25 protein-coding genes are annotated in these 22,602 nt (G+C 70.6%); 12 read left to right on the top strand and 13 right to left on the bottom strand.

The genetic code is table 11. The features are described from left to right. Positions 1 to 17: 17 nt before the first annotated feature. Positions 18 to 326, top strand: a complete 309-nt coding sequence (locus tag SB754_RS03265; protein ID WP_410780921.1) for an MTH1187 family thiamine-binding protein — start codon at positions 18 to 20, stop codon at positions 324 to 326. A 1-nt stretch (position 327) separates the two neighbouring features. After that, complete coding sequence (locus SB754_RS03270) at positions 328 to 558, top strand: hypothetical protein (RefSeq protein WP_410780922.1); 231 nt, start codon at positions 328 to 330, stop codon at positions 556 to 558. Here SB754_RS03270 and SB754_RS03275 read toward each other — a convergent pair. Next, the gene (locus tag SB754_RS03275) at positions 555 to 1,718 is read right to left on the bottom strand and encodes a low temperature requirement protein A (protein WP_410780923.1); all 1,164 of its coding nucleotides are present in this window, start codon (positions 1,716 to 1,718) and stop codon (positions 555 to 557) included. The two genes, SB754_RS03270 and SB754_RS03275, sit on opposite strands and share 4 nt — an antisense overlap. 83 nt (positions 1,719 to 1,801) lie before the next feature. Here SB754_RS03275 and SB754_RS03280 point away from each other — a divergent pair, with 83 nt between their 5' ends. Next, positions 1,802 to 3,082: an MFS transporter gene (locus SB754_RS03280; RefSeq protein ID WP_410780924.1), complete on the top strand. Its 1,281-nt coding sequence runs from the start codon at positions 1,802 to 1,804 to the stop codon at positions 3,080 to 3,082. Positions 3,083 to 3,138: 56 nt separating this feature from the next. On the opposite strand, the gene SB754_RS03285 is transcribed toward SB754_RS03280, so the two are convergent. The 6 genes from SB754_RS03285 to SB754_RS03310 form a co-directional block, all read right to left on the bottom strand. Continuing rightward, entirely contained in the window at positions 3,139 to 3,792 is a 654-nt protein-coding gene (locus tag SB754_RS03285) for a response regulator (RefSeq protein ID WP_410780925.1), read from the bottom strand. Between the two features lie 29 nt (positions 3,793 to 3,821). Beyond that, on the bottom strand, positions 3,822 to 5,039 hold the full coding sequence (locus tag SB754_RS03290; protein ID WP_410780926.1) for a hypothetical protein: 1,218 nt from the start codon (positions 5,037 to 5,039) through the stop codon (positions 3,822 to 3,824). Continuing rightward, positions 5,036 to 6,202 carry a sensor histidine kinase gene (locus SB754_RS03295; RefSeq protein ID WP_410780927.1) on the bottom strand — a complete coding sequence of 389 codons (1,167 nt, stop codon included), beginning with the start codon at positions 6,200 to 6,202 and terminating at the stop codon, positions 5,036 to 5,038. Before SB754_RS03295 ends, SB754_RS03290 begins: the two co-directional genes overlap by 4 nt. Positions 6,203 to 6,218: 16 nt before the next feature. After that, the gene (locus SB754_RS03300; protein ID WP_410780928.1) at positions 6,219 to 7,424 is read right to left on the bottom strand and encodes a homoserine O-acetyltransferase; all 1,206 of its coding nucleotides are present in this window, start codon (positions 7,422 to 7,424) and stop codon (positions 6,219 to 6,221) included. A 141-nt stretch (positions 7,425 to 7,565) separates the two neighbouring features. Then, on the bottom strand, positions 7,566 to 8,264 hold the full coding sequence (locus SB754_RS03305) for a potassium channel family protein (protein WP_410780929.1): 699 nt from the start codon (positions 8,262 to 8,264) through the stop codon (positions 7,566 to 7,568). A 1-nt stretch (position 8,265) separates the two neighbouring features. Then, positions 8,266 to 9,039 carry an SDR family oxidoreductase gene (locus SB754_RS03310; protein WP_410780930.1) on the bottom strand — a complete coding sequence of 258 codons (774 nt, stop codon included), beginning with the start codon at positions 9,037 to 9,039 and terminating at the stop codon, positions 8,266 to 8,268. A 141-nt stretch (positions 9,040 to 9,180) separates the two neighbouring features. Between SB754_RS03310 and SB754_RS03315 the strand changes: the two genes are divergently transcribed. Next, positions 9,181 to 10,503 (top strand): bifunctional o-acetylhomoserine/o-acetylserine sulfhydrylase, encoded by a 1,323-nt coding sequence (locus SB754_RS03315; RefSeq protein WP_410780931.1) that lies wholly within the window; start codon positions 9,181 to 9,183, stop codon positions 10,501 to 10,503. A 141-nt stretch (positions 10,504 to 10,644) separates the two neighbouring features. Here SB754_RS03315 and SB754_RS03320 read toward each other — a convergent pair whose 3' ends face one another. Together SB754_RS03320 and SB754_RS03325 are read right to left on the bottom strand one after the other, a co-directional pair. Further along, positions 10,645 to 11,433, bottom strand: a complete 789-nt coding sequence (locus tag SB754_RS03320) for a nucleotidyltransferase domain-containing protein (RefSeq protein WP_410780932.1) — start codon at positions 11,431 to 11,433, stop codon at positions 10,645 to 10,647. A gap of 2 nt (positions 11,434 to 11,435) precedes the next feature. Next, positions 11,436 to 12,899 (bottom strand): MFS transporter, encoded by a 1,464-nt coding sequence (locus SB754_RS03325; protein ID WP_410780933.1) that lies wholly within the window; start codon positions 12,897 to 12,899, stop codon positions 11,436 to 11,438. Between the two features lie 42 nt (positions 12,900 to 12,941). Here SB754_RS03325 and SB754_RS03330 point away from each other — a divergent pair, with 42 nt between their 5' ends. The 5 genes from SB754_RS03330 to SB754_RS03350 are packed head-to-tail and all read left to right on the top strand — an operon-like array spanning position 12,942 to position 15,639. Then, positions 12,942 to 13,463 (top strand): phosphoribosyltransferase, encoded by a 522-nt coding sequence (locus SB754_RS03330; protein ID WP_410780934.1) that lies wholly within the window; start codon positions 12,942 to 12,944, stop codon positions 13,461 to 13,463. Positions 13,464 to 13,483: 20 nt separating this feature from the next. Continuing rightward, complete coding sequence (locus SB754_RS03335; protein ID WP_410780935.1) at positions 13,484 to 14,176, top strand: uracil-DNA glycosylase; 693 nt, start codon at positions 13,484 to 13,486, stop codon at positions 14,174 to 14,176. Positions 14,177 to 14,227: 51 nt separating this feature from the next. After that, positions 14,228 to 14,806, top strand: coding sequence for a GNAT family N-acetyltransferase (locus SB754_RS03340; RefSeq protein ID WP_410780936.1), 579 nt, complete (start codon positions 14,228 to 14,230; stop codon positions 14,804 to 14,806). 27 nt (positions 14,807 to 14,833) lie between these two features. Then, positions 14,834 to 15,409 (top strand): DUF2781 domain-containing protein, encoded by a 576-nt coding sequence (locus SB754_RS03345; protein ID WP_410780937.1) that lies wholly within the window; start codon positions 14,834 to 14,836, stop codon positions 15,407 to 15,409. Beyond that, positions 15,409 to 15,639 (top strand): hypothetical protein, encoded by a 231-nt coding sequence (locus tag SB754_RS03350; RefSeq protein WP_410780938.1) that lies wholly within the window; start codon positions 15,409 to 15,411, stop codon positions 15,637 to 15,639. The genes SB754_RS03345 and SB754_RS03350 overlap by 1 nt, the downstream gene beginning before the upstream one ends. A gap of 103 nt (positions 15,640 to 15,742) precedes the next feature. Here SB754_RS03350 and SB754_RS03355 read toward each other — a convergent pair whose 3' ends face one another. From SB754_RS03355 to SB754_RS03370, 4 genes are all read right to left on the bottom strand, one after another. Then, positions 15,743 to 16,078, bottom strand: a complete 336-nt coding sequence (locus SB754_RS03355) for a DMT family transporter (RefSeq protein WP_410780939.1) — start codon at positions 16,076 to 16,078, stop codon at positions 15,743 to 15,745. Positions 16,079 to 16,345: 267 nt separating this feature from the next. Continuing rightward, positions 16,346 to 17,125, bottom strand: coding sequence for a hypothetical protein (locus tag SB754_RS03360; protein WP_410780940.1), 780 nt, complete (start codon positions 17,123 to 17,125; stop codon positions 16,346 to 16,348). Next, the gene (locus SB754_RS03365) at positions 17,122 to 18,033 is read right to left on the bottom strand and encodes an ABC transporter ATP-binding protein (protein ID WP_410780941.1); all 912 of its coding nucleotides are present in this window, start codon (positions 18,031 to 18,033) and stop codon (positions 17,122 to 17,124) included. The genes SB754_RS03360 and SB754_RS03365 overlap by 4 nt, the downstream gene beginning before the upstream one ends. Then, positions 18,030 to 18,428, bottom strand: a complete 399-nt coding sequence (locus SB754_RS03370; protein WP_410780942.1) for a GntR family transcriptional regulator — start codon at positions 18,426 to 18,428, stop codon at positions 18,030 to 18,032. The genes SB754_RS03365 and SB754_RS03370 overlap by 4 nt, the downstream gene beginning before the upstream one ends. 111 nt (positions 18,429 to 18,539) lie before the next feature. Here SB754_RS03370 and SB754_RS03375 point away from each other — a divergent pair, with 111 nt between their 5' ends. The 3 genes from SB754_RS03375 to SB754_RS03385 all read left to right on the top strand — a co-directional run bounded on the left by SB754_RS03375 (position 18,540) and on the right by SB754_RS03385 (position 22,599). Then, positions 18,540 to 19,685, top strand: coding sequence for an alpha/beta hydrolase family protein (locus tag SB754_RS03375; protein ID WP_410780943.1), 1,146 nt, complete (start codon positions 18,540 to 18,542; stop codon positions 19,683 to 19,685). A gap of 35 nt (positions 19,686 to 19,720) precedes the next feature. Continuing rightward, positions 19,721 to 21,148, top strand: coding sequence for an amidase (locus tag SB754_RS03380; RefSeq protein WP_410780944.1), 1,428 nt, complete (start codon positions 19,721 to 19,723; stop codon positions 21,146 to 21,148). Positions 21,149 to 21,219: 71 nt separating this feature from the next. Continuing rightward, complete coding sequence (locus tag SB754_RS03385) at positions 21,220 to 22,599, top strand: pyridoxal phosphate-dependent decarboxylase family protein (protein WP_410780945.1); 1,380 nt, start codon at positions 21,220 to 21,222, stop codon at positions 22,597 to 22,599. The last annotated feature ends 3 nt before the right edge of the window (positions 22,600 to 22,602 follow it).

The raw sequence follows: 22,602 nt of genomic DNA on the forward strand, positions 1-22,602 counted from the left end.
GGATGAAGGAGGAAGACATGCTGGTGGCGTTCTCGGTGGCCCCGAGCGGGGGAGAAGGTGCGGATGCGTCGGTGCACGACGCCGTCGCAGCGGCGGTGCGCGTGGTGCGCGAGTCCGGCCTCCCGAACCGCACCGACGCGATGTTCACGACGATCGAGGGGGAGTGGGACGAGGTCTTCGACGTCGTCCGCAGAGCGACAGAGGCGGTGGGCCGATTCGGAACGCGGGTCTCGCTCGTGCTGAAGGCCGACATCCGCCCGGGGTACTCCGGCGAGCTCGACGGCAAGGTGCAGCGCCTCGAAGCTGCGATCGAGTCCGGGGACTGACGTGGACGTCTACACCCTGGTCACGCTGTTCTACGGGCTGTTCGTGACGTTCGGGCCGTTCCTCGCCATTGTCGCCGTCCTGGTCGGCGGGCTGCTGCTCGGCTGCGTGATCGTGGCGATCGTCGGCGCCGTCCGCACGCGGCTCTCCCCGCCCGAGGAGACGCGCGATGTGGATGTCGCCGAATTCTTCGAGGAGCAGACGGCGGCCGTGGGCGCCGGCGACCGCGGCTAGGACCGTCCGCTGGTCTCCTCACGGAGGCGGCGGCGCGCGCCGGCCTCGGACGCCGCCACGACGAGTGCCAGGATGGCGACCGCACACGCGACGGACGCCAACGCGGGCAGGCCCAAGCCCGCGAGCATCAGCAGCAGCGGCAGCGTGACGGCCGGGATCGCCCACCGCAGGACGGTCTGCCAGGAGTCCCCGAACCGCCGCGCGATGACGGCGTTCGTCAGGTAGAACAGGGCGATGCCCCCACCGAGCGACACCGACAGTGCCGGCGGGAGCGGAACGGCCGGATGGGAGATGGCGGCGGCCAGCGCAGCGGACAGCGCCGTGACCCCGGCGAGCAGCAGGAACGGCAGGAAGCCGACCGTGTCCCGGATGCCCCGCATATCGCCGCGGGCCAGGAGTCGCTCAAGTCCGCTCTGCATGGCATCCGTGCCGTAGAGGAAGAACGACCAGGCCAGTCCGGCGGCGATGGCGAGCCCCAGCAGGCCCACAATGCCGGAGGCGATCGTCCAGCTGCTGCTCACCGCCGCGACGATGCTCAGGACGGATTCGCCGAGGACGATGATCACCAGCAGCCCGAACCGCTCCGCCAGATGCTCGACGTTGACGCCCGCGAACGCCCCGCTCGACCAGCGGCTGGTCGTCAGCAGCAGGAGCACCACCTCCAACGCGATCGCGATCGCCCAGAGGACGAAGTCGGCGGGATGCGGCAGCGCGATCGAGACGAGCCAGAGGACCGCACTGAGGCCGTTGTACGCCAGGACCCTGGCGCGGGCCGCCGGTCCGGTGGACCACGACGACTGCACCCAGAGACACAGGAGCAGGACGCGCAGCAGTCCGTTCCCGGCCGCGAACAGCCAGGCCCGATCGCCCGCAGCTTCGGGAGCCGCGACGGCCATCGCTCCGATCGGGAGCATGGCGATCAGCATGACCACGGAGAGGCGGCGCCGGCTGAACTGCGGAGAGAGGTCCACCACGACAGTCAGATTGACCCACGACCACCACACGGCTGCGAACAGAGCGACGAAGAGCGCCAGAGTGCCGAACGAGGGCTGCACGTGGAGGACGTGGGCCAGCTGCCCGACGAGTGCGACGAAGACGAGGTCGAAGAACAGTTCCATCCAGTCCACCCGCGAGGGGTCCCTGTCACCCCAGGCAGCCATGGTGGCAGCGTAGCGGAGCGCCCACCGCGGCGTTCCGTGCCATGGCCGCTGCGGGTCGAAACGATTCGATATAGGCTGGGCCGGTGACCCTCCTCATCGACGGGCCGACGAAGATGTCGTCGGCCCGTATCCGTCTTGCCCTGCTGGCGCTCGCCCTCGGGGGCTTCGGCATCGGCTCCACCGAGTTCGTCGCGATGGGGCTGCTGCCCAACATCGCGCACGACCTGCTGCCGCAGCTGTACGCCACGTCGCAGAACGAGGCGAACGCGCAGGCCGGGTGGATCATCTCGGCCTATGCGCTCGGGGTCGTCGTCGGCGCTCCGACCATCGCGGCGTTCGCCGCGCGCTGGCCGCGCAAGAAGCTCCTGCTCTGGCTGCTGGTCGCCTTCACGCTCGGAACGGTAGCTTCGGCGGTCGCTCCGACCTTCCAGCTGGTCATGCTCGCCCGCTTCGTCTCGGCACTGCCGCACGGCGCCTACTTCGGCATCGCCTCGCTGGTCGCAGCCTCCCTGATGGGTCCGGGGAAGCGGGGCCGCGGCGTCGCCTTCGTGCTGTCCGGGCTGACCATCGCCAACGTCATCGGCGTCCCGACGATCACGTGGATCGGTCAGCACAGCGGCTGGCGCATCGCCTACCTCGTGGTCGCGGCGATCTTCGCCCTCACGTTCGCGGCGGTCGCGTTCCTCGTCCCGTGGCAGGCCGGCGACGCCCGCGCAACGGTGAAGAACGAGCTGAAGGCCTTCACCCGATTGCAGGTGTGGATGGCGCTGCTCATCGGCGCCATCGGCTTCGGCGGCTTCTTCGCCGTCTACACCTACATCGCGCCGATCGTGACCACGATCACCGGCTACCCGGAATCGTTCGTGCCGTTCGTCCTGGTCGTCGCCGGGCTCGGGATGACGGTGGGCAACATCCTCGGCGGACGCGCGGCCGACCACAGCGTCCGGCGCAGCATGCTGCTGTTCTTCGTGATCCTGCTCATCGGGCTCGGCGTCCTGTGGCTCACCGCGGCCAGCATCGTCGGCCTGATGGTGTCGGTCTTCGTCGTGTCGGGCGCGTGCTCGGCGCTCTCGCCGACCATCCAGACCCGGCTGATGGATGTGGCGCGCGACAGTCAGTCCATCGCTGCGGCGCTCAACCACTCGGCCCTCAACATCGCCAACGCCGCGGGCGCCTTCCTCGGCGGGCTGACCATCGCGGCCGGCCTCGGCTACCTGTCGCCGGTCGTCGTCGGCGCGATCCTCGCGGTCGCAGGCCTCGGTCTGGCGCTCGTCTCGTTCGGGATCGACCGCTCGCGCGTCCGCCGTGGTGTGAACACCGGCGCGGTGCAGGCGCAGCGACCGGAGCCCGTCTCCGTCGACTGAGAGCCGCCGGCCGCATGACGGCCGACGCCGCCCATATGGCGGCCGACGCCGCCCCGTCAGTCGTTCTGGAGGAGGATGCCGTCCTGGATGGCGCGCTTCCGCAGCGCGACCTTCGTGCCGACGTCGTATCCGGCCACGCGGTACTTCTCGCGGATCCGCTTGAGGTAGCTCTTGGCGGTCTCGTCCGAGATGCCGAGCTGGAAGGCGACCGCCTTGACCGGCTCACCCGCTCCGTAGAGCGCCATCACCCGGCGCTCCTGCGCGCTGAGCTTGGGCGCCCCGCCGGCCTCGCCCGCGTTGAGTGCCAGGTCGAGCTCGGCGGAGATGAACGACTCGCCTTTGCGGGCGGCGCGGATGGCCTCCACGATCATCTCGGCGTCCTCGCTCTTCACCAGGTAGCCCATGGCGCCCGCGGCGAGAGCCTCGCGCACGACGGCCGGCTCGGAGTACGTGCTCATCAGGACCGTCGCGACGCCGGTCGTCTTCAGCGTCGACAGCTTCAGCGAGATCGGGATGTTGTCCTTGAGGTCGAGGTCGAGCAGCACCACATCCACCGGGAACTCGGGATGGGTCAGCAGTTCCGGCCAGCTCGCGACGGCGGCCACCATCCGGATGTCGTCCGCAGCGTTGCGGATCCACTCGGTGAGTGCTCCGAGGAGCATCTTGTGGTCGTCGACGATTGCGATCCGAATCGGCGGTTCCTCGCCCATGTCGTGCCTTTCTCTGTGCCTCGGCTGGTTCAGCCCAGCTCCGCAGAAATGTCCCTCACCGTGGTGATCTCGATACGCAGGGTCGATCCGGAGAACGACTCGACATAGCGGCCCACTTTACGGATAGCTTGCCATGCCGCGGGGTCTACCCCGTTTCGCGGCACACCGCTGGTCGAAATGGCGATCGTCATCGTCGCGCCGGGGTTGGCGGTCCGCGGGTAGGTCCCCACCGGCCGGGAGAGGTCGAGCGTCAGCGTGCGCGGAGCTCCGGCCCCGGTCCGGACCGGGTCGCTGATCAGCAGCCAGACGGCGGTGAGGAGACCGTCGCGCTGGTCGCGGTTGAGCCCGGCCGCCAGGCCGTCCGGGTCGGTGAGTGTCACGGAGGGTCCGAGCAGAGCCGACTCGGTGACCGCGTGGTAGAGCCAGGTCTCTTTGCGGCCCTGGATGAGATGGAGGCGGAGCTCGGTGGCGATGCTCGCCGCGGCATCCGCGGTGTCCTCATCGAGGGGCAGGCCGGTGCGGCCGGTGGCGACGCCGTCGAGCAGTCGCTCGGCGGCCAGGTCGAGACGCGCCAGCTCCTCCGAGGCGAGCATCCCGATCGCGTAGCCGGGGGAGACGACGGTGCTCTGCACCTGCACCAGATCGAGCTCGAGCTGCACCAGCGTGCGCAGGGAGCGCACGATCTGCACGCCGACGAGTGGAGGGGCGACCGCGATCGCGACGGTGACGAAGCCGGGGCCGAGCAGCTGCGGGTCGGGCAGGGACCGCCAGACAACGGTCACGGCGAGCACGGCGCCGAGCGCGGCCGTGGCGAGCACGATGTCGCGCGCCGGCCGGACGGGGACGCACAGCAGCAGGGCGGGGCCGACGGCCGCGGCGGCCGTCAGCGGCACGATGGCCCCGCCGAGCGGCCACGAGCCGAGGATGTCGAGCACTACCGCGGCGGCCCAGACCCCGAGCGCGCCGAGGTACAGCCAGAGCGGCAGCTCGTCAGGCAGGCGGAGGCGCAGCACCAGCGCTGCGATGAGCGTCACCGCCACGAGCACCCAGGCGGCGATCGACAGCCCGAGTCCCGGGTACTCCGGGATGTTCAGCCCGAACAGGATGAGCAGGAACGCGATCAGCGCCACGGTGGCGACGTTGAAGCCCAGGTCGAGGCGCGCGCGCCCGAGGGCATCCCGCTCGTCTCCCGCCGCACCGCGGGCGATCGGGCTGCGGGGGACCGTCCGCTCGTCGAGCCTGGTCACTTCGGCACCTCCAGTACGACGGTCGTCCCGCTGCCCGGGGAGGAGAACAGGCGGGCGTTGCCGCCCACGTCCCGGAGCCGGGCGACGATCGACTCGGTGAAGCCCAGGCGGCCGGAGTCGATGGTGGCGACGTCGAAGCCCTTCCCGGCGTCCGTCACCATCGCCCGGACGTTCGTCTCGTCGTCGGTGATCGTCACGTGCGCCTCGTTGACGCCGGAGTGCCGTCGGACGTTCTCGAGGCACTCGCCGAGCGCCAGCAGGAAGGCGTCCAGCACATCGGAGGGCAGCAGCACCTGTCCTGCGCCGTGCCAGTTGACCTCCAGGCCCATCCGCCGGAAGCGCTGCTTGACCGACTCCAGCGTCTTGCCGAGGGTGGACTCCTCCACCGGCTTCAGCTTGTAGTCGCCGGAGCGGGCCGGGTCCGGGGTGAAGCCGAGCCGGAGCTGGCGGAGCAGCGCCGCATCCTCCGCCGCCTGCTCGCGGAGAGCCGCGTGACTGACGCCGACGCCGGAGTGCGCCAGCAGGGTGAGCGTAGCGAGCACCGTGTCGTGCAGCAGGCGTGCGCTCTGCCGCCGGCGCGCCTCCGTCTCACTCGCCTGCCGCTCGACGCGGTACGCCCGGCTCATGGTCGAGATGCGCTTCAGGGTCCGCGGGACCGTGCGGGACAGCCACACGCCGGTCGCAGTCAGGGCGACCCAGCCGGTGACGGTGAACACGAGCGGCTCCACCAGCCGGGAGCCCGTCATCCCGAGCGTGACGCCCAGTGCGGCCAGCGTCGCGACGGCGGAGACGCCCAGGAGCAGCACCCGGGAGCGCGACGTGACCGCGAGCACGGCGACGCAGGCGACCGATGCTGCGCCGATCACTCCGACCGCGCTGATCGCGGAGGGGCCGAGGGCCTGCCCGGGCAGCAGGTGGATCAGGATGAGCGCGACGCCCGAGACCACGATCACCCACATCCAGAGCGTCAGCCGGAGCAGGGCGGCGAGCTGCCACTGGGCGAACCCGAGGCAGACGACCAGCACCAGCGACGCCAGGTAGAGCGGCAACGGCAGGGAGCCGGGGACGGTCAGGCAGAGCAGTGCGGCGACGGTCGCGGTCAAGCCGACGGTGCGAGCCGTCGAAGCGAGGAGACGATCACGCTCCTTCTGGATGCGCGACATGCCCCTCCATCCTCCGTCAGGCGACGAGGAGCCGTCTCAGCTGCGTGCTGACCGCGTCGTCCTCGATCAGGAACCCGTCGTGGCCGAAGTCCGAGCGGATCACCACTGGAACTCTACCGTCCAGCGTGTCCGGAACATGGTAGGCGATGCGCTCCTGGCCCTCGACGGGGAACAGGCGGTCGCTGTCGATGCCGACGACCAGCGTGCGCGCGGTGACGCGGGACAGGGCGGCGGCGATCCCGCCACGGCCGCGGCCGACGTCGTGGGAGTTCATCGCCTCGACCAGCGTGATGTAGCTGTTGGCGTCGAAACGGCGGGTGAACTTGTTGCCATGGAAGTCGAGGTACGACTCGACCGCAAAACGGCCGCCACCGCCGAGCGGGCTGATCCCGCTCTGCCAGGCGCGCTGGAAGCGCTCGTTCAGCTCCGAAGGGCTGCGGTAGTTCAGCAGCGCCATCCGCCGGGCGAGCGCCAGCCCGCGGTGCGGCCCGTCGCCGTCGTCGGCGTCGTAGTACTGCCCGCCGCGGAACAACGGGTCGGTGCGCACGGCCTCGATCTGCACCGAGTTGAGGGCGATCTGGTCGGCGGTAGAGAACGGGGGAGCGGAGATCACGGCGAGCCGCTCGACGCGCTCCGGGAAGGTGACGGCCCACTCCAGCGCCTGCATCCCGCCCATGGAGCCGCCGACAACGGCGGCCCACCGCTCGATGCCGATCGTGTCGGCGAAGACCGCCTGCGCGTTGACCTGGTCGCGGATGGTGGTGAACGGGAACCGCTCTCCCCACTCCGCTCCGTCCGGAGCGAGGGACGCAGGACCGGTCGTGCCCTGGCAGCCGCCCAGCATGTTCGGGACCACGACGAACCAGCGGTCGGTGTCGATCGCCTTGCCGGGGCCGATGATGCCCTGCCACCAGCCGGCCGTGCGGTGCCCGGGGCCGGCGGCTCCGACCGCGTGCGAGTCGCCGGTGAGGGCGTGCAGCACCAGCACGGCGTTGTCGCGCTCGGGCGAGAGCTCGCCCCACGTCTCGTACGCGATCCGGACGTACGGGAGGCTCTCGCCGCTCTCGAAGGCGAAGGCGCCGATCCCCGCGAACTTCCGGTCGCCGGCTGCGTCGGACTCCTTCCAGGCGCCGCTCGCGGGAGGCTTGCCGAGCAGAGTCCTCGCCTGCGCCTCCGTGATGAAACTCGACGGCGCCGTGTCGGCGGATGTCTGCCACTCCATGCGTCCCATTCTCCCGGACCCGGCCCTCCGCTCGCGCTCTGTTACGCCCACCGTCGAGTACACGAAAAGTGCACGCAGAACCGGGGTCGTGCGTGCACTTTTCGTGTAGTCGACGGTGGGGGGGCTCCCCGAGGGGCGGCGTCAGCCCCGGTCGTGCCTGCTGTCGGTGTGCCGCTCGGGGTCTCCGGCGCCCTGCTCCCCGCGCCGGAGCTTCTGCGTCCGGTCGGCCAGGTAGTTGACGATGGTCGCACTCGCGGTGCCGAGGATGAACACCCCGCCGATCATCAGGACGACGGCCAGCAACCTGCCCTGGACCGTGACCGGGTAGTAGTCGCCGTAGCCGACGGTCGCCATGGTCACGCACGCCCACCAGACGGCGTCGCCGAACGACCGGATGTTCGCGCCGTGGGCGTAGCGCTCCACCTCGAACTCGGCGAGCGAGATGACGTAGATGAACATGACGACGAAGCTGCCCGCGATGATGAGGACGCGACGTCGCAGGTGCGACGAGGTGTTCCCGCCGAGGGCAGGGACCCGCTGGAGGGTCGTCAGCAGACGGAACGGGCGGGCCATCGGCAGGAACACGGACAGCAGGTCGACCGGGTTGTGCCGGACGAAGGCAAACTTGTGCCGGGCCAGGGTCAGCCGGACGACGTAGTCGACCAGGAAGAACAGCCAGACGGTGGCCAGGATGCTGAAGAGCGTGACGGTGAGCCATTGCGACTTCGACTCGTCGAGGATGTTCCACGAGTAGGCGATCAGGAAGAGCACGCTGGCGCCGATGCCGGGCCAGGCGGTGGCCCGCTCCCAGCGGAGGCGCTTCCGGTCGTCCTCGTCCATCTCAGTCCTTGATCCGGAGCTCGCCCTTGTGTAGCCGGTAGGGGGCCGCCTGTGCGACCGGTTTCACCACGATGAGGTCCAGGTCGACATGACGGGGCAGGGTCAGCGCGTGGACGATCGTCTCGGCGACGTCCTCCGCCGAGAGCGGCTCGGCGACGTCCTCGTAGACGGCGTCGCGTCGCGCCGTGTCCCCACCGAAGCGCACCAGCGAGAACTCCTCGGTCGCGACCATGCCGGGTGCGACCTCCACCACCCGGATCGGCTCGCCGTTGAGCTCAAGCCGCAGGACCTCCGTCAGGGCATGCTCCGCGAACTTGGCCGCGTTGTACCCGCCGCCGCCGACGTACGCGGTCAGGCCGGCGATGGAGGTCACAACGGCGATGTCGGCATGCCCGCTCTCGGCGGCTCCCGCACGCAGCAGCGGCAGCAGTGCGGAGATCACGCGCTTGGTCGCGATGACGTTGATCTCGTACATCCACACCCAGTCGTCGACGCTGGAGGCTTCGACCGAGTCGAGGCCGTGCGCTCCGCCCGCGTTGTTAACCAGGGCGTTGACGCCTCCCGTCGCGGCGAGGTGGTCGCGGAGCGCATCCACGTCCTCCTGCTTCGTCAGGTCGGCCGCGAAGACCTCGGCGCCGGTCTCGTCGGCCAGCGCACGGAGGCGGTCCTCGCGGCGCGCGACGCCGACGACGTCCCAGCCCTTCTCGCGGAAGGAGCGGACCGTCGCCGCCCCGATACCCGAACTCGCTCCCGTCACGACGACTCGTCTGCTCATGAGGCCATTGTGTCGGGTTACGGCGTGTTTCGGATACGTTGCCCGGGCGGGGCGGCGCGTCTAGCCTGCTGAGAACAGGCGGTGGCCGACCGCTCGCAGACCCTGCGCTTCATGCGCCCCCAGACCCGAAGGAGAGACGCCATGACCGACGCCGCCCACTGGCAGTTCGAAACCAAGCAGATCCACGCCGGAGCCGCACCGGACCCGGTGACGAACGCGCGTGCCACGCCGATCTACCAGACCACCTCGTACGTGTTCAACAACGCCGAGCACGCCAAGAACCTGTTCGCGCTCGCCGAGTTCGGCAACATCTACACGCGCATCCAGAACCCGACGCAGGCGGTCGTCGAGGAGCGGGTCGCTGCGCTCGAAGGCGGCACCGGCGCCCTCCTGGTCGCGTCCGGCCAGGCGGCCGAGACGTTCGCCGTGCTGAACATCGCGCAGGCCGGCGACCACATCGTCTCGTCGAGCTCGATCTACGGCGGCACGTACAACCTGTTCAAGTACACGCTGGCGAAGCTGGGCATCGAGACGACCTTCGTCGAGAACCAGGACGACGCCGAGGAGTGGCGCCGCGCCGTCCGCCCGAACACCAAGCTGTTCTTCGCCGAGACCATCGGCAACCCGAAGATCAACATCCTCGACATCGAGCTCGTCGCCGGGGTGGCGCACGAGGCCGGCGTCCCGCTGATCGTGGACAACACGATCGCCACGCCGTACCTGATCCGTCCGTTCGAGCACGGCGCCGACATCGTCGTCCACTCGGCCACGAAGTTCCTCGGCGGCCACGGCACCGTCATCGGCGGCGTGATCGTCGACGGCGGGAAGTTCGAGTGGACGAAGAACGTCGAGAAGTTCCCCGGCCTCACCGAGCCGGACCCGTCGTATCACGGCGCCAGCTACACGACCGCCGTCGGCGACGCCCTCGCCTACATCATCAAGGCGCGTGTGCAGCTGCTCCGCGACCTCGGTGCGGCGATCGCGCCGGCGAGCGCCTGGCAGCTCATCCAGGGCATCGAGACCCTCTCGCTCCGCGTCGAGCGTCACACGCAGAACGCGCAGGAGATCGCCGAGTTCCTGGAGTCGCACCCGGACGTCGCGTCGGTGAACTACTCGGGCCTCCCGACCAGCCCTTGGTACGCCGCCGCGAACAAGTACGCCCCCAAGGGCGTCGGCGCGGTGCTGTCCTTCGAGCTCAAGGGCGGTGTGGATGCGGGCGCCGCGCTGGTCGACAACCTGTCGCTGTTCAGCCACCTGGCCAACATCGGCGACGTGCGCAGCCTGGTCATCCACCCGGCCTCGACCACGCACTCGCAGCTGACCCCGGAGCAGCAGCTCACCGCCGGCGTCACCCCCGGGCTGGTCCGCCTCTCGGTCGGCCTGGAGAGCATCGACGACCTGAAGGCCGACCTGACCGCCGGTCTCGCCGCCGCCCGCTCCGTCGCCGAGGCCGCCCGCGCCTGACCCGCGCCTGACCCTCGGGGAGCCCCCCGCCGTCGAGTACACAAAAAGTGCACGCAGAACCCCGGTTCTGCGTGCACTTTTTGTGTACTCGACGGCGGGCGTCACCCGGCGGCGGGGGTAAGGCGTCGGGCGGCGAGGGCGTCAGTCGGCGACGGCGACGCACTTGCGGAGGAGGGCGAGTGCCTGGCGGGCGTCGGCGGCGGTGAACGACTGGCGCTCGCCGCCGCGGTCGCGGACGACCCGCTCCAGCAGCTCGGCGTGCTCCGGCCAGCGCTCGGCGGCGTAAGCGGCGGCCGCCGTCTTGGACAGCACATCACCCGTCTCGATGGTCGCGACCAGACGGATCGGCCCGAGTGCGGCCCAGCGCACCGTCTCGGCCCGGATGGGCGCGTCGTCCGCGCGATCGGCGATCTCCTTCTCGAGGCCGTCCCCGATGCCCTGCCAGTAGTCGCGCAGGTTCTCGCGCGAGAAGGCGACGACACCCTCCGCGGTCTCCGGGTGCCGGTCGGAGGTCGGCGACCAGATCACGTCGCCGCCGTCGACGACCCCCTGGACGCCGGACTCCAGCTCCCGCCAGGTGATCCAGCTGAGTTGGGCGCCGGAGAGGGCGGAGACGAGCACGCCCTCGACGACCTGCGGAGCCGTCTCGACCGCATCCGGACCGCGAGCGATCTCCGACTCGGTCAGGTAGACCCCGTCGATGTGCGGGTCGGAGGCCGCGTGCAGCGGGGCCAGGGCCGGGAGGTCGTCGACCGGGTCGCGGGTGACGACGAACACGACGTCGATGTCGCTGATGCCGGGATGCCAGTCCCCGGCGACCGCGGAGCCGGTGACGATCGCGCGGCTCACCAGGCCCGGCGCCAGCCTCCGTTGCTCCAGCAGGAACTGCGTGAGGGCGTCGGCGACGGGAGGCGGCAGCTGCTCGGACATGGTCACTCCAATGCGGGTTCGGGGTCCGCGAACGCCAGCCGCGGCACGAAGAAGAGGAGCACGGCGGCGACGAGAGCGCCGAGGCCGCAGATGGTCCACACGAGCATGTAGCCGAACAGGCTGGCGGCTGTGGCGGTGACCGTCGCCGCTCCGGTCAGCAGCACGACGCCGAAGACCGCGGAGGCGAAGGACCCGCCGATCGTCTTGGTGGTGTTCGTCAGCGCCGTCGCGACTCCCGTCTGACCGCGGGGCGCGGCGGCGGCCGCGGCGGCGGGAAGCGCGCCGACGAGGGCGCCCGATCCGAGGCCGGCTATGGCCATGTTGACGAACACCTGCCAGGTCTGCAGGTGGAAGGGCAGGAATAGCAGGTATCCGGCCGCGACCAGGAAGGCGGCGCCGATGAGTGTCACCCGCGGCGACAGCCACGACGAGATCAGCGGGAAGAGCAGCGCCCCGACGATCATCGAGATCAGGTACGCGCCGATCAGGATGCTGCGCTGACCGGCCGACAGTCCGAGCCCGTAGCCGTTCGCCGGATCGGTGCCCGCGTAGGTGCTCAGCGGCGCCTGCGCGCCGAGAAGGCTGATCCCGATCAGCCCAGCCGTCAGCTGCACCGGCCACATCGCCGGCTGCCGCAGCACGCGCAGGTCGACCGCCGGGTCGGCCTGCCGCAGCTCCCACCTCCCGAACGGGATGAAGGCGAGGATGCCGAGGACAATCAGCGCCCACACCCACCAGGTGCCGACGCCGTTCAGCCGCAGGAAGGTCAGGCCGGACGTGATGAGCAGGAGGCCCAGCGCGAGCAGCGTGAAGCCGACCCCGTCGAGAGTGCGCTGCCCCGGCGCCGGCTCCGACTCGGGCACGCCGAACAGGATCGCGAAGAACACCAGGGTCACGGCGACCGCGGGCACCATCAGCGTCAGCGCGACGTTCCCGCCGAGCGCGCCGAAGAGCAGCCCGGCGCCGACCGCACCCAGGATGGCCCCGGCCTCCAGCGCGACGACGAGCAACCCGGCCGCCCGGCGCGTGCCGGCCGCCGCCGTGCCCGTTCGACGCCCTCGGTCGAAGATCAGCGCCACCTCGAGCGGCAGCCAGACGACGTAGAAGCCCTGCAGGGCGAAGGCCAGCAGGTAGCTGACGAAGTCGCCCGAGAACGCCAGGGCCCACGTCGCGAGCGCGGTGAGGGCCGTCGCGACCAGCAGGATCCGCTTGTGCCCGAACATGTCGCCCAGCTTCGCGAGCACGGGGACGACCAGGGCGGAGACGAGCAGCTGGGCGGCCTCGAACCAGTTGTAGTCGGCGTCGTGGATGCCCAGATGCCGGACGATGTCGGAGATGAGCGGCACGTAGTAGCCCTGCAGGACGCCGCTGGTCAGCTCCACCAGCGCCAGCCAGCCGATCAGGGCGGCCGTCGTGCCGATGGCGACGTTCGCCCTGCTCCGGGTCGACGTCTTCTCCGAGGTCATGCGCGGATGCTAACACCCGGGCGCCCCCGGTACGGTAGAGCAATGGCCAGCGAACTCGACGATTCCGGAGCAGACGTCCTTCAGGAGACCGAGCGGGAGGTTCTGGGCTGGCTGGAATTCGGTGAGGCGGCGCGCCACCTCGCCGGTGAAGTGGTGGAGTCCGGGTTCGAGCCGGACATGGTCGTGGCCATCGCGCGCGGTGGCCTCCTGCTCGCCGGGGCGATCTCGTACGCGCTCGGGATCAAGGCCTGCGGCGCGCTCAACGTGGAGTTCTACACCGGGGTCGACTCGCGGCTGCCGGAGCCGGTCGTCCTCCCCCCGATGCTCGACTCGGCGGCGCTCGAGGCGAAGCGGGTGCTCCTCGTCGACGACGTCTCCGACTCCGGCCGGACCCTCGCCATGGTCGTCGACCTGATCGCCGCCTCGCGTGCCGACGTGCGGACGGTCTGCCTCTACTCGAAACCCCGCACCGTGCTCGAGCCCGACTTCGTCTGGCGCCGCACCGATCGTTGGATCACCTTCCCGTGGTCGGCGCTCCCGCCGGTGACCTCCGCGACCCACTGACCGGAGCAGGGGGAGTCTCGGTGCCGAAGACCCTCGCGGAGCTCGCCGCCGACGGCTCCATCGACCCCGGATGGGCGCAGGCGCTCGAACCGGTCGCCGACCGCATCGCCGCGATGGGCGACTTCCTGCGGGCAGAGGTGCAGGCCGGGCGTCCCTACCTCCCTGCCGGCGGCGCCGTGCTGAGGGCGTTCCGCGCACCCCTGTCCGAGGTGCGCGTCCTCATCGTCGGCCAGGACCCGTACCCGACGCCCGGCCATCCCATCGGCCTGTCGTTCGCAGTCGAGCGCCACGTCCGTCCGCTGCCGCGCAGCCTCCAGAACATCTACCGCGAGTTGCGCGACGATCTCGGACTGATGCCGCCTCCGCACGGCGACCTCAGTGCCTGGTCGGAGAACGGCGTCATGCTGCTCAACCGCGTCCTCACCGTCCGGCCGGGAGAGCCCGCGTCGCACCGGGGCAAGGGGTGGGAGGCCGTGACCGAGCACGCCATCCGCTCGCTCGTCGCCCGCGGTCGCCCGTTCGTCTCGATCCTCTGGGGCCGGGACGCGGCGACGCTGAAGCCCCTCCTCGACGGCAACCCGGTGATCGAGTCGGCGCACCCCAGCCCGCTCTCTGCGTCGCGCGGTTTCTTCGGCTCCAAGCCCTTCTCGCGGGCGAACGCGCTGCTCCAGCGCGCAGGCGAGAAACCGGTCGACTGGTCGCTGCATCCGTAACACCGCCGCAATGCGCGCGACGTAGGCTGGAGGTGCGTGAAGGAGGTCGGCGTGCTGGAAGAGGAGTACCAGGAGCGGCGCGTTCTCCCGCGTCACCTGCGCAAGCAGGAGCCGCCGGAGACGCCGTTCGAGTACGCCATCCGCGAGGTGCGGCCGGAGGACCTGCCGCACATCCGCGAGATCTACAACCACTACGTGGCCAACAGCACCGTCACCTTCGACGAGGATGCGATGACCCTTCGCGAGTGGAAGAGCAAGTACGCGTACCTGAAGAAGCTCGGGATGCCGTTCATCGTCGCCGAGTCGCCGAGCGGGCAGATCCTCGGCTACGCGCTCGTCCAGCCCTGGAAGCAGAAGCGGGCCTACCGGTTCACGGTCGAGAACTCGATCTACCTGGGGGCGGCCTCCACAGGCAAGGGCCTCGGGCCTGTGCTGATGCAGGAGCTCATCGACCGGTCGAAGGCGGCCGGTCTCAAGGAGATCATCGCGGTCATCGCCGACAAGGGCGCTGAGGCGTCCATCCGGATGCACGAGAACTTCGGCTTCACCGAGATCGGGCGGATGGGCCGCGTGGGCTACAAGTTCGACCGGTGGCTCGGCACGGTGCTCATGCAGAAATCGCTGAAGTAGGGGCGGTCCGGCGCTAGGCTCGCCCACGTGACCACCGCCAACCACCGAAACAGCACAGCCGTCGGAACCGCCACCGCCCCCGGCCAGGTAGCGCCCGCCGTCCAGGCGCCCGCGAACCTGCCGCTGCGGAAGCGCCCGGTCGACATCTTCTTCATCGTGATGTTCTCGCTGTTCATCGTCACCTGCATCATCAGCGACGCGATCCCCACCCTCGGGATCCCGCAGACCGCGACGACGACGAACATCCTCGCCCAGTGGAACTACACCTACTCGTCGCAGTACGACCCGTTGTACATGCACGAGCCGCTGTGGCTGCGGTTCATCACCGGGACGAGCGCCTTCGTCTACCTGCCGTTCTACGTGCTGCTGGTCGTCTGCCTGGTGAAGGGGTTCAACTGGATCCAGCTGTTCGCCGTGATCTACGCGACCATGATCATCAGCCTCACGGCCATCCCGATCTTCGGCGTGGAGTTCTTCGGTCCGGTCGGCGACCGCACGCCGAACCCGGTCGTGTTCCTGCTGTACAACGGGCCGTATGTGCTCGTCCCGCTCCTGCTGCTGATCAGGATGCGGAAGCCGCTGCCGTTCACGAGGAGGTTCTGATGCCGCTGCTGGAAGACCTGACGGTGTACGAGGACGAGGGCCGCTACGACGTGTACGACCACTCGTTCCCCGACGAGGATGCGGCGCTCAGCCGGGGCCGCCTGCTCGGCGCCGTCACGGTGACGGCCGACGGCGAGTACCTCCCGTCCGGCGAGGGCGCCCGGTATCCGTACATCGCGCCGGCGCGCACGATCGACGAGGCGCTCGCCGCCTTCGTCGGCTCCGCCTGACGCGTTTCGCGCGGCTGAGCAGTGACTGCCGCTGTTTGTCACACGTGCGGCTGCGCGCGCAGCAGCAGTTGTGACGAACGGGCGCGCTCGCGGCCGCCGGCGCCTACGCGGGGTGCTTCGCGCCCAGCTCGAGCAGGCCGACGCCGCCGACCACCAGCACGAGGCCGGCGATCTGGACCCAGGTGAGCGACTCCTTGAAGAACACCCAGGAGATGATCGCGATCGCAGCGACGCCGACCGCCGACCAGATCGCGTAGGCGATCCCGAGCGGGACGCCACGGCCGAGGGCCAGCGACAGCGCGAAGAACGACGCCAGGTAGCCGACGACGACGATGAGGAAGGCCCACCACCGCGCGTTCTCGCCCGTCGTGAACTTGAGGAACGTCGTGGCGACCACTTCGGTCACGATGGCGACGCCGAGGAAAAGGTAGCCCAGCACGAGGACCACGCTAGCGACAACCGGGCCCCCATCGCCGTCGCCCGGGCCGTGATCGCGAACCTCTCCTAGCAGCGCGCTATGAGTTCACTGCGCGTTCTATCGCCGGTCGCCATCGCGTCTTAGCCTGAAGGCACCGACATCGTCGAACGGAGCGGACGCCGCGCCGGGCGAGTGAGGCCGATGGCATCAAACCGTGGCCGGGACCGCACAGGTCCCGGCCACGTCCATGCCCGGCGTCGACCACCGGCGTCGACGACCGGTGCCGCGTCAGCTCCGCGGCGTCGCCCGCCCCAGCACGGCGTACCCCGCGACCGCGGCGAGAACGGTCGGCAGCAACAGCCATGCCGACACGCCGATCGGTCCGCTCGCGACGAACCAGTCGCCCACGGCGGGCCAGCTCTGGGTGAAGGTGATGACGGCGATCGCGCCGACGATCAGCAGCGCCAGGACTGCGCCGGCGGCCAGGATGCCGTTCACCCGCCAGCGCATGAACAGCCCCGCCGAGAACGCGCCCACCGCGAAGAAGAACAGCATCGCGCTGAAGACGATGAACAGCCGGCCCCAGACGTTCTCCCCGGCGAAGTAGACCGACGTGAAGAGGTGGCCGCCGAGTCCCCAGCCGTTCGTCCACTCCTCGACGGCGGACAGGAGGGTGAACCCGATCGCGTATCCGGCCGCCAGCAGCAGGAAGGTGAGCCCCGCGCCGAGCGAGAAGTCCCGCCGCGTGACGCTGTAGCCGAGAGCGAAGGGGAAGGTGGCGGAGACCACCTGGATCGCCACGACGAGCATGTAGACGAAGATGTAGAACCCGCCGCCGCTCCACTGGGTCCCCTCCATGGCGTCCGCCCGGTCGGTTCCGGACGTGGAAGCCCAGATGATCCACCAGACCAGCCAGTTCACGAGCGTGATGAAGCCCATGATCATCGCAGGGACCCAGATCACGGTCCACTTGTTGACCATGTTGAGCCGGACGACGCGCCAGATGCGCTGCCCGCCGGCGGGCGCCGGGCGGAGGGAGGGTGCGGGGACGTGATGTGCTGTGGTCATGCGCTCTGCTCGATTCCGGTCGTGCTGATGGCGGTCTTGCGGACGATGAGCTGCTGGAGGGACACCGGCGCCAGCTCGAGCCCGGCGGCCGCGGCCGCGGCACGGTCGGTCGGTTCGAGGCCGCCGACCGTGACGGAGGCCAGGCCGCCCAGGCCCTCCCGGTGCAGGACCTCCCGCCCGTGGACGAAGGCGTCGACGGCGCCGCGCTGGCCGACCACCGTGGTGGCGGAGGTGCGCAGCGCTTCCGCGTCCTCGTCGAGAAGGATGCGCCCCTGGTCGATGACGATCACCTGTTCGAGCAGATTGGCCACCTCGTCGATCAGGTGGGTGGAGAGCACCACCGTTCGCGGATGCTCCGAGAAGTCCTCGAGCAGCCGGTCGTAGAACAGCTGCCGTGCGACCGCGTCCAAGCCGAGATAGGGCTCGTCGAAGAAGGTCAGCGGAGCGCGGGAGGCGAGGCCGACGATCACTCCCACCGCCGAGAGCTGACCGCGCGAGAGCTTCTTCATCCGCCGGCCGAGCGGCACGCGGAACTCCTCGACCAGCCGGTCGGCGAAGTCGGCGTCCCAGTTCTCGAAGAACCAGGGTGCGCTGCGGAGCACGTGCTTCGGCTGGAAGTCCTCGGGGTAGCGCTGGCTCTCTTTGATGAAGCAGATGTCCTGGAGCACCCGGGCGTTCTCGGTCGGAGCGCCCCCGAAGACGCGGATCTCTCCGCGGGTTGCGAAGTCCTGGCCGGTGATGAGCTGCATCAGCGTGGTCTTGCCCGCGCCGTTGCGGCCGAGCAGCCCATGGATGCGGCCGGGAGCGATGGTGAGGGAGACGTCGTCGATCGCGGTGAAGGAGCCGAACCGCTTCGTCAGTCCGTTGACCTGCACGGCAGGTCCGGGGAAGGGGAGGGTGGCGCTCATGCGCTCACTCCTTTCGTCGGGGAGGCGTCGGCGGCCTCGGTCTGCGCAGCGGTCCGGATCATCCGGGAGAGCTGCTCGGTGTCGATGCCGAGCTTCGCGGCCTCGGCGAGCAGGGGACGGAGGTACTCGTGCGGGAAGGCCTGGCGGCGCTTGGCGATGAGCCGCTCCCGCGCTCCTTCTGTGACGAACATCCCGATCCCTCGCTTCTTGTAGAGGATTCCTTCGTCGACGAGGAGGCCGACGCCTTTCCCCGCGGTCGCAGGGTTGATCCGGTGGAAGGCTGCGAACTCGTTCGTCGACGGCACCTGTGTCTCGGCGGGGTAGACCCCGTCGATGATGTCGTCTTCGATCTGCTCGGCGATCTGCACGAAGATCGGCGTTCCCTCTTCGATCATCCGAGGTTCACCGGTTCATTACTCATGTAACTAACCAACCAGGTACGACCGCTCTGTGTCAAGAGGCAGTCGGCCGCGTCATAATTCGGGTAGACGGAACGTCCTACAGGTATGACGTGGATCCTGATCATCGCCGCCGCCGTGCTGGCAGTGGCCGCGGCCGCCTGGGCGGCGCGGTGCGTCGGCCGTCGGCTGGCGCTGGCGGTCGTCCGGCCTCGGGCACGGCCGGTGACCCGCATCCACGGCTGCACGGCGACGAGCGTCACGCTGGAGGCGGACCGGCGCACTCTGCATCGCGGACAGTTCGGGCTCTGGTTCGGCGACGGCGGTCACGCCGTCGTCGGGCACACCCGAGCGCACGATCCGGCAGCGGGAACGGTCACCCGGGAGCTGCTGGAGGTGACCGGCGACCTGGAGGCCGTCGACGCCGGCTACTGGACGGGGCACCTCCATGCCGGTCCGGCCGCCCTGCGCCGTCCCTTCCGGGAGGTCGTGATCGACGTGCCGGGCGGCGCCGCTCCCGCCTGGCTGATCCCAGCAGGGGCGCCCGGGCGTCGGGCGACCTGGGCCGTCCACATCCACGGCTGGGCGAGCACGCGCGTCACCGCCCTCCGATCCGTCCCGGCGACGGAGGCCGCCGGGATGACCTCTCTCGTGGTGTCCTATCGCGGCGACGGCGAAGGTCCTCCGGCTGCCGGCGGCGCCTCGCTGCTCGGACTGCGCGAGTGGGAGGACGTGGATGCGGCGATCGGCTACGCCGTCGACCACGGTGCGCAGCGGGTCGTTCTGGTCGGCTGGTCGCTCGGCGGGGGCATCGCGCTTCAACTGAGCGAGCGGAGCGCGCATCGCGCCGTCCTCGATCGTCTCGTCCTGATCGGCCCGGCGTCGGACTGGCGCGCCGTCATCCGGCAGGGTGCCACCGAGCGCGGCCTGCCGTCGTGGACCGGCGGCCTCGTCGTGCGCACGCTCGCCGACCCGGTGAGGAGTGCCCGGCTGGGGCTGCCGGAGCCGATCGATTTCGACCGGCTGGACTGGACGCGGCCCGGCCGCCTCACCCTCCCCACTCTGGTCATCCATTCGGAGGGCGACCGCACGGTCCCGTTGTCGTCGTCGCTGCTGTTCGCGATGGCCAACCCCCGGCTGGTCCGCCTGGAGGAGCTGTCGCCCGCGGAGCACTCGTGGGAGTACAACCTCGACCCTGCCGCCTTCAACCGGGCGGTCATGGAATTCCTCGAGGGCGACCCCCACCTCGGCTAGCTCCCTCGGCCGGCTCCCTCGGCTAGCCTGGCAAAATGGCCGACCTTCACGAGCTGACCGCGCTCGAACTGTGGCAGGAACTCCAGTCCGGGCGCGTCTCGCCCCGAGAGCTGGCCGAGCACTACCTGGAGCGCATCGAGCGGCTGAATCCGCAGCTCGGCGCGTTCGTCACCGTGACCCGCGACGAGGCGCTGCGCCGGGCCGACGACGTGGCGGCGTCCGTTCCGAGGACGGCGCCGCTCTGGGGCCTGCCTTCCGGAGACAAGGACCTGTGGATGCGCGCCGGCGTGCCCACCGGGTTCGGCTCCCGGTCGATGACGGGCTTCGTCCCGGAGACCAGCGACGAGATCGTCGAGACGCTCGACGCCGCCGGGGCGGTCAGCCTCGGCAAGACCAACGCGCCGGAGTTCGGCCTCCCGGCGTACACGGAGTCGCTGGCCGCACCACCCGCGCGCAACCCGTGGAACCCCGAGCTCGGGGCAGGCGGTTCCAGTGGGGGAGCCGCGGTGGCCGTGGCGAGCGGCATGCTCCCGTTCGCACCGGGGTCCGACGGCGGCGGCTCCGTCCGCATCCCCGCGGCGGCCTGCGGCCTGGTCGGGCTGAAGCCCACGCGGGGGCTGGTCCCCGCCGGCAGCGGAATCCCGTCGCTGGCCGGTCTCGTCGTCGACGGGCCCCTGGCCCGCACCGTGGCGGACGCCGCGCTGCTCCTCGACGGGATGATCGCGAAGCGCAACGGGCGGATCGACCACCACTACACGCTGCGGGCTCCGTACGACGACGACGGCCCCTTCCTCGGCACGGCCGTGCGCGGGGAGGGTCGCTTCCAGCTCGGGGTGATGACGACCTCCGCCTGGGACGGGGCCTACGACATCGCCCTCGCACCGGAGGCGACGGAGGCGCTCGCCGTGGCCGTCGACGCCCTGGCGGCGCTGGGCCACGGGATGGAGGAGACCGCACTCGAGCCGGATGACACGTACGCGCCGGCCTTCCGGACTATCTGGCAGGCCGGTGCTGCGCGCCTCCCGGTCGAGGGGGAGAGGCTCGGACTCCTGGAGCCGCTGACCGCCTGGCTGGTGGGGCGCGGCCGGTCGCTGAGCGCTCGGGAGCTGAGCGAGGCGCTCTCGGCGCTGACCGCGTACGAACGGTCGTTCATCCAGCAGCTGTCGTCGTTCGACGCGGTGCTCACCCCCGCGATGGCGCTCACCCCGCGGCCGGTCGGCTGGTACGACCAGGAGGATGGCGAGCGGAACTTCGCGCAGCAGGTGCAGTACACGCCCTTCACGTCGATGCTGAACGTAACGGGGCTGCCCGCGATCGTCCTCCCGGTCCTGCAGACGCAGGACGGCCTCCCGATGGGTGTCCAGCTGATCGGCCGCCCCGGCGGGGAGCGGACCCTGTTGTCCCTCGCCGCCCAGCTGGAGCGCCGGTTCCGCTGGCAGGACCGACGCCCTCCGGTGTGGTGACGCGCGAGCAGAACGCGCCCGGCTGGAAAGCGCGCATTCACCGCCGACGACGTCTTCAGTAGCATGCCCGTGTGAGCGACCGGGAGAGCTTCGGGTCCGTGCTCGACGAGGCCGTCGCCATCGCCGGGCGCTGGCTGGCCGGCACACGCGACGGTCCCATCCCGCCCAGCGCCGACATCGAACAGGTGAAGGATGCCCTCGGCCGCACGCTCCCGGAACGCGGGCCTGCGCCCGAGGACGTCCTGCGGCGGATCGCTGCGGGCATCGAGCCCGGCCTCATGCGGATCGGTTCGCCGCGCTTCCACGGCTGGGTGATGGGAGGCACGCAGCCTGTCGCGCTCGGCGCGGACTGGCTGGTCGGGGCCTGGGACCAGAACGCCGGCCTCCGTACGGTCACGCCCGGCGTCGTCGCGGCGGAGGAGCTCGCCGCCTCCTGGCTTGTCGACCTGTTCGGGCTGCCGGCGACTGCCGAAGTCGGGTTCGTCACCGGGGCGACCGTCGCGAGCCTCGTCGGACTGGTCGCCGCCCGGGACGAGGTGCTGCGCCGGGCGGGATGGGATGCCGCGGAGCGGGGGATCGCCGGGGGACCCCGGGTGCGGTTCCTGGTCGGCGCCGAGCGGCACGGCTCCGTCGACAGTGCGGGCCTGGTCATCGGGCTGGGTCGCGCCCGTGTCGTGGAAGCGGACGAGCAGGGGCGGATGCGCCCGGACGCCCTGCGCGCCGCCCTGGCCGACGACAGCGGGCCGGCCATCGTCTGCCTGCAGGCGGGCAACATCCACTCGGGCGCCTTCGACCCGCTCGACGAGCTGATCGGGATCGCCCACGATGCGGGAGCGTGGGCCCACGTCGACGGCGCCTTCGGCCTCTGGGCCGCCGCTGCGCCGGGGCTGCGCTCTCTGACCGCCGGGCTGGGGAAGGCCGACTCCTGGGCGACGGACGCCCATAAGACCCTCAGCACTCCGTACGACTGCGGGATCGCGGCCGTCGCGGATGCCGGGGCCCTGCATCGTGCGGTGGCCCAGCATGCGGCCTACCTGGCATCGTCCGCGGGCGTCGCGGACCCGGCCGACCGTGTCCTGGAGCTGTCCCGTCGCGCCCGAGGTGTCCCGGTCTACGCGGCCCTCGCGCAGCTCGGGCGGCAGGGCGTGGCGGACCTGGTGCAGGGGCTCGCGGACGCGGCGACCGTGATCGCGGAGGGCATCCGCGCCATCCCCGGGGCCGAGGTGCTCAACGACGTGGTGTACACCCAGGTCTGCGCCGCGTTCGGCAGCGACGACCGCACCCGGGCGGTCGGCGAAGCGCTCCTCGCGGAAGGGACGGCGCTCGCGTCCCCGTCCAGCTGGCATGGGCGGGCGGTCCTGCGGTTCTCGGTCAGCAACTGGCTGACGGATGCGGAGGAGGCCGGGCGAACGGTCGCCGCCGTCCGACGCGCGGTCGATACGACCGCCTGACAC

The organism is Leifsonia sp. SIMBA_070 (genome assembly GCF_046534635.1).
Taxonomy (GTDB): domain Bacteria; phylum Actinomycetota; class Actinomycetes; order Actinomycetales; family Microbacteriaceae; genus Leifsonia.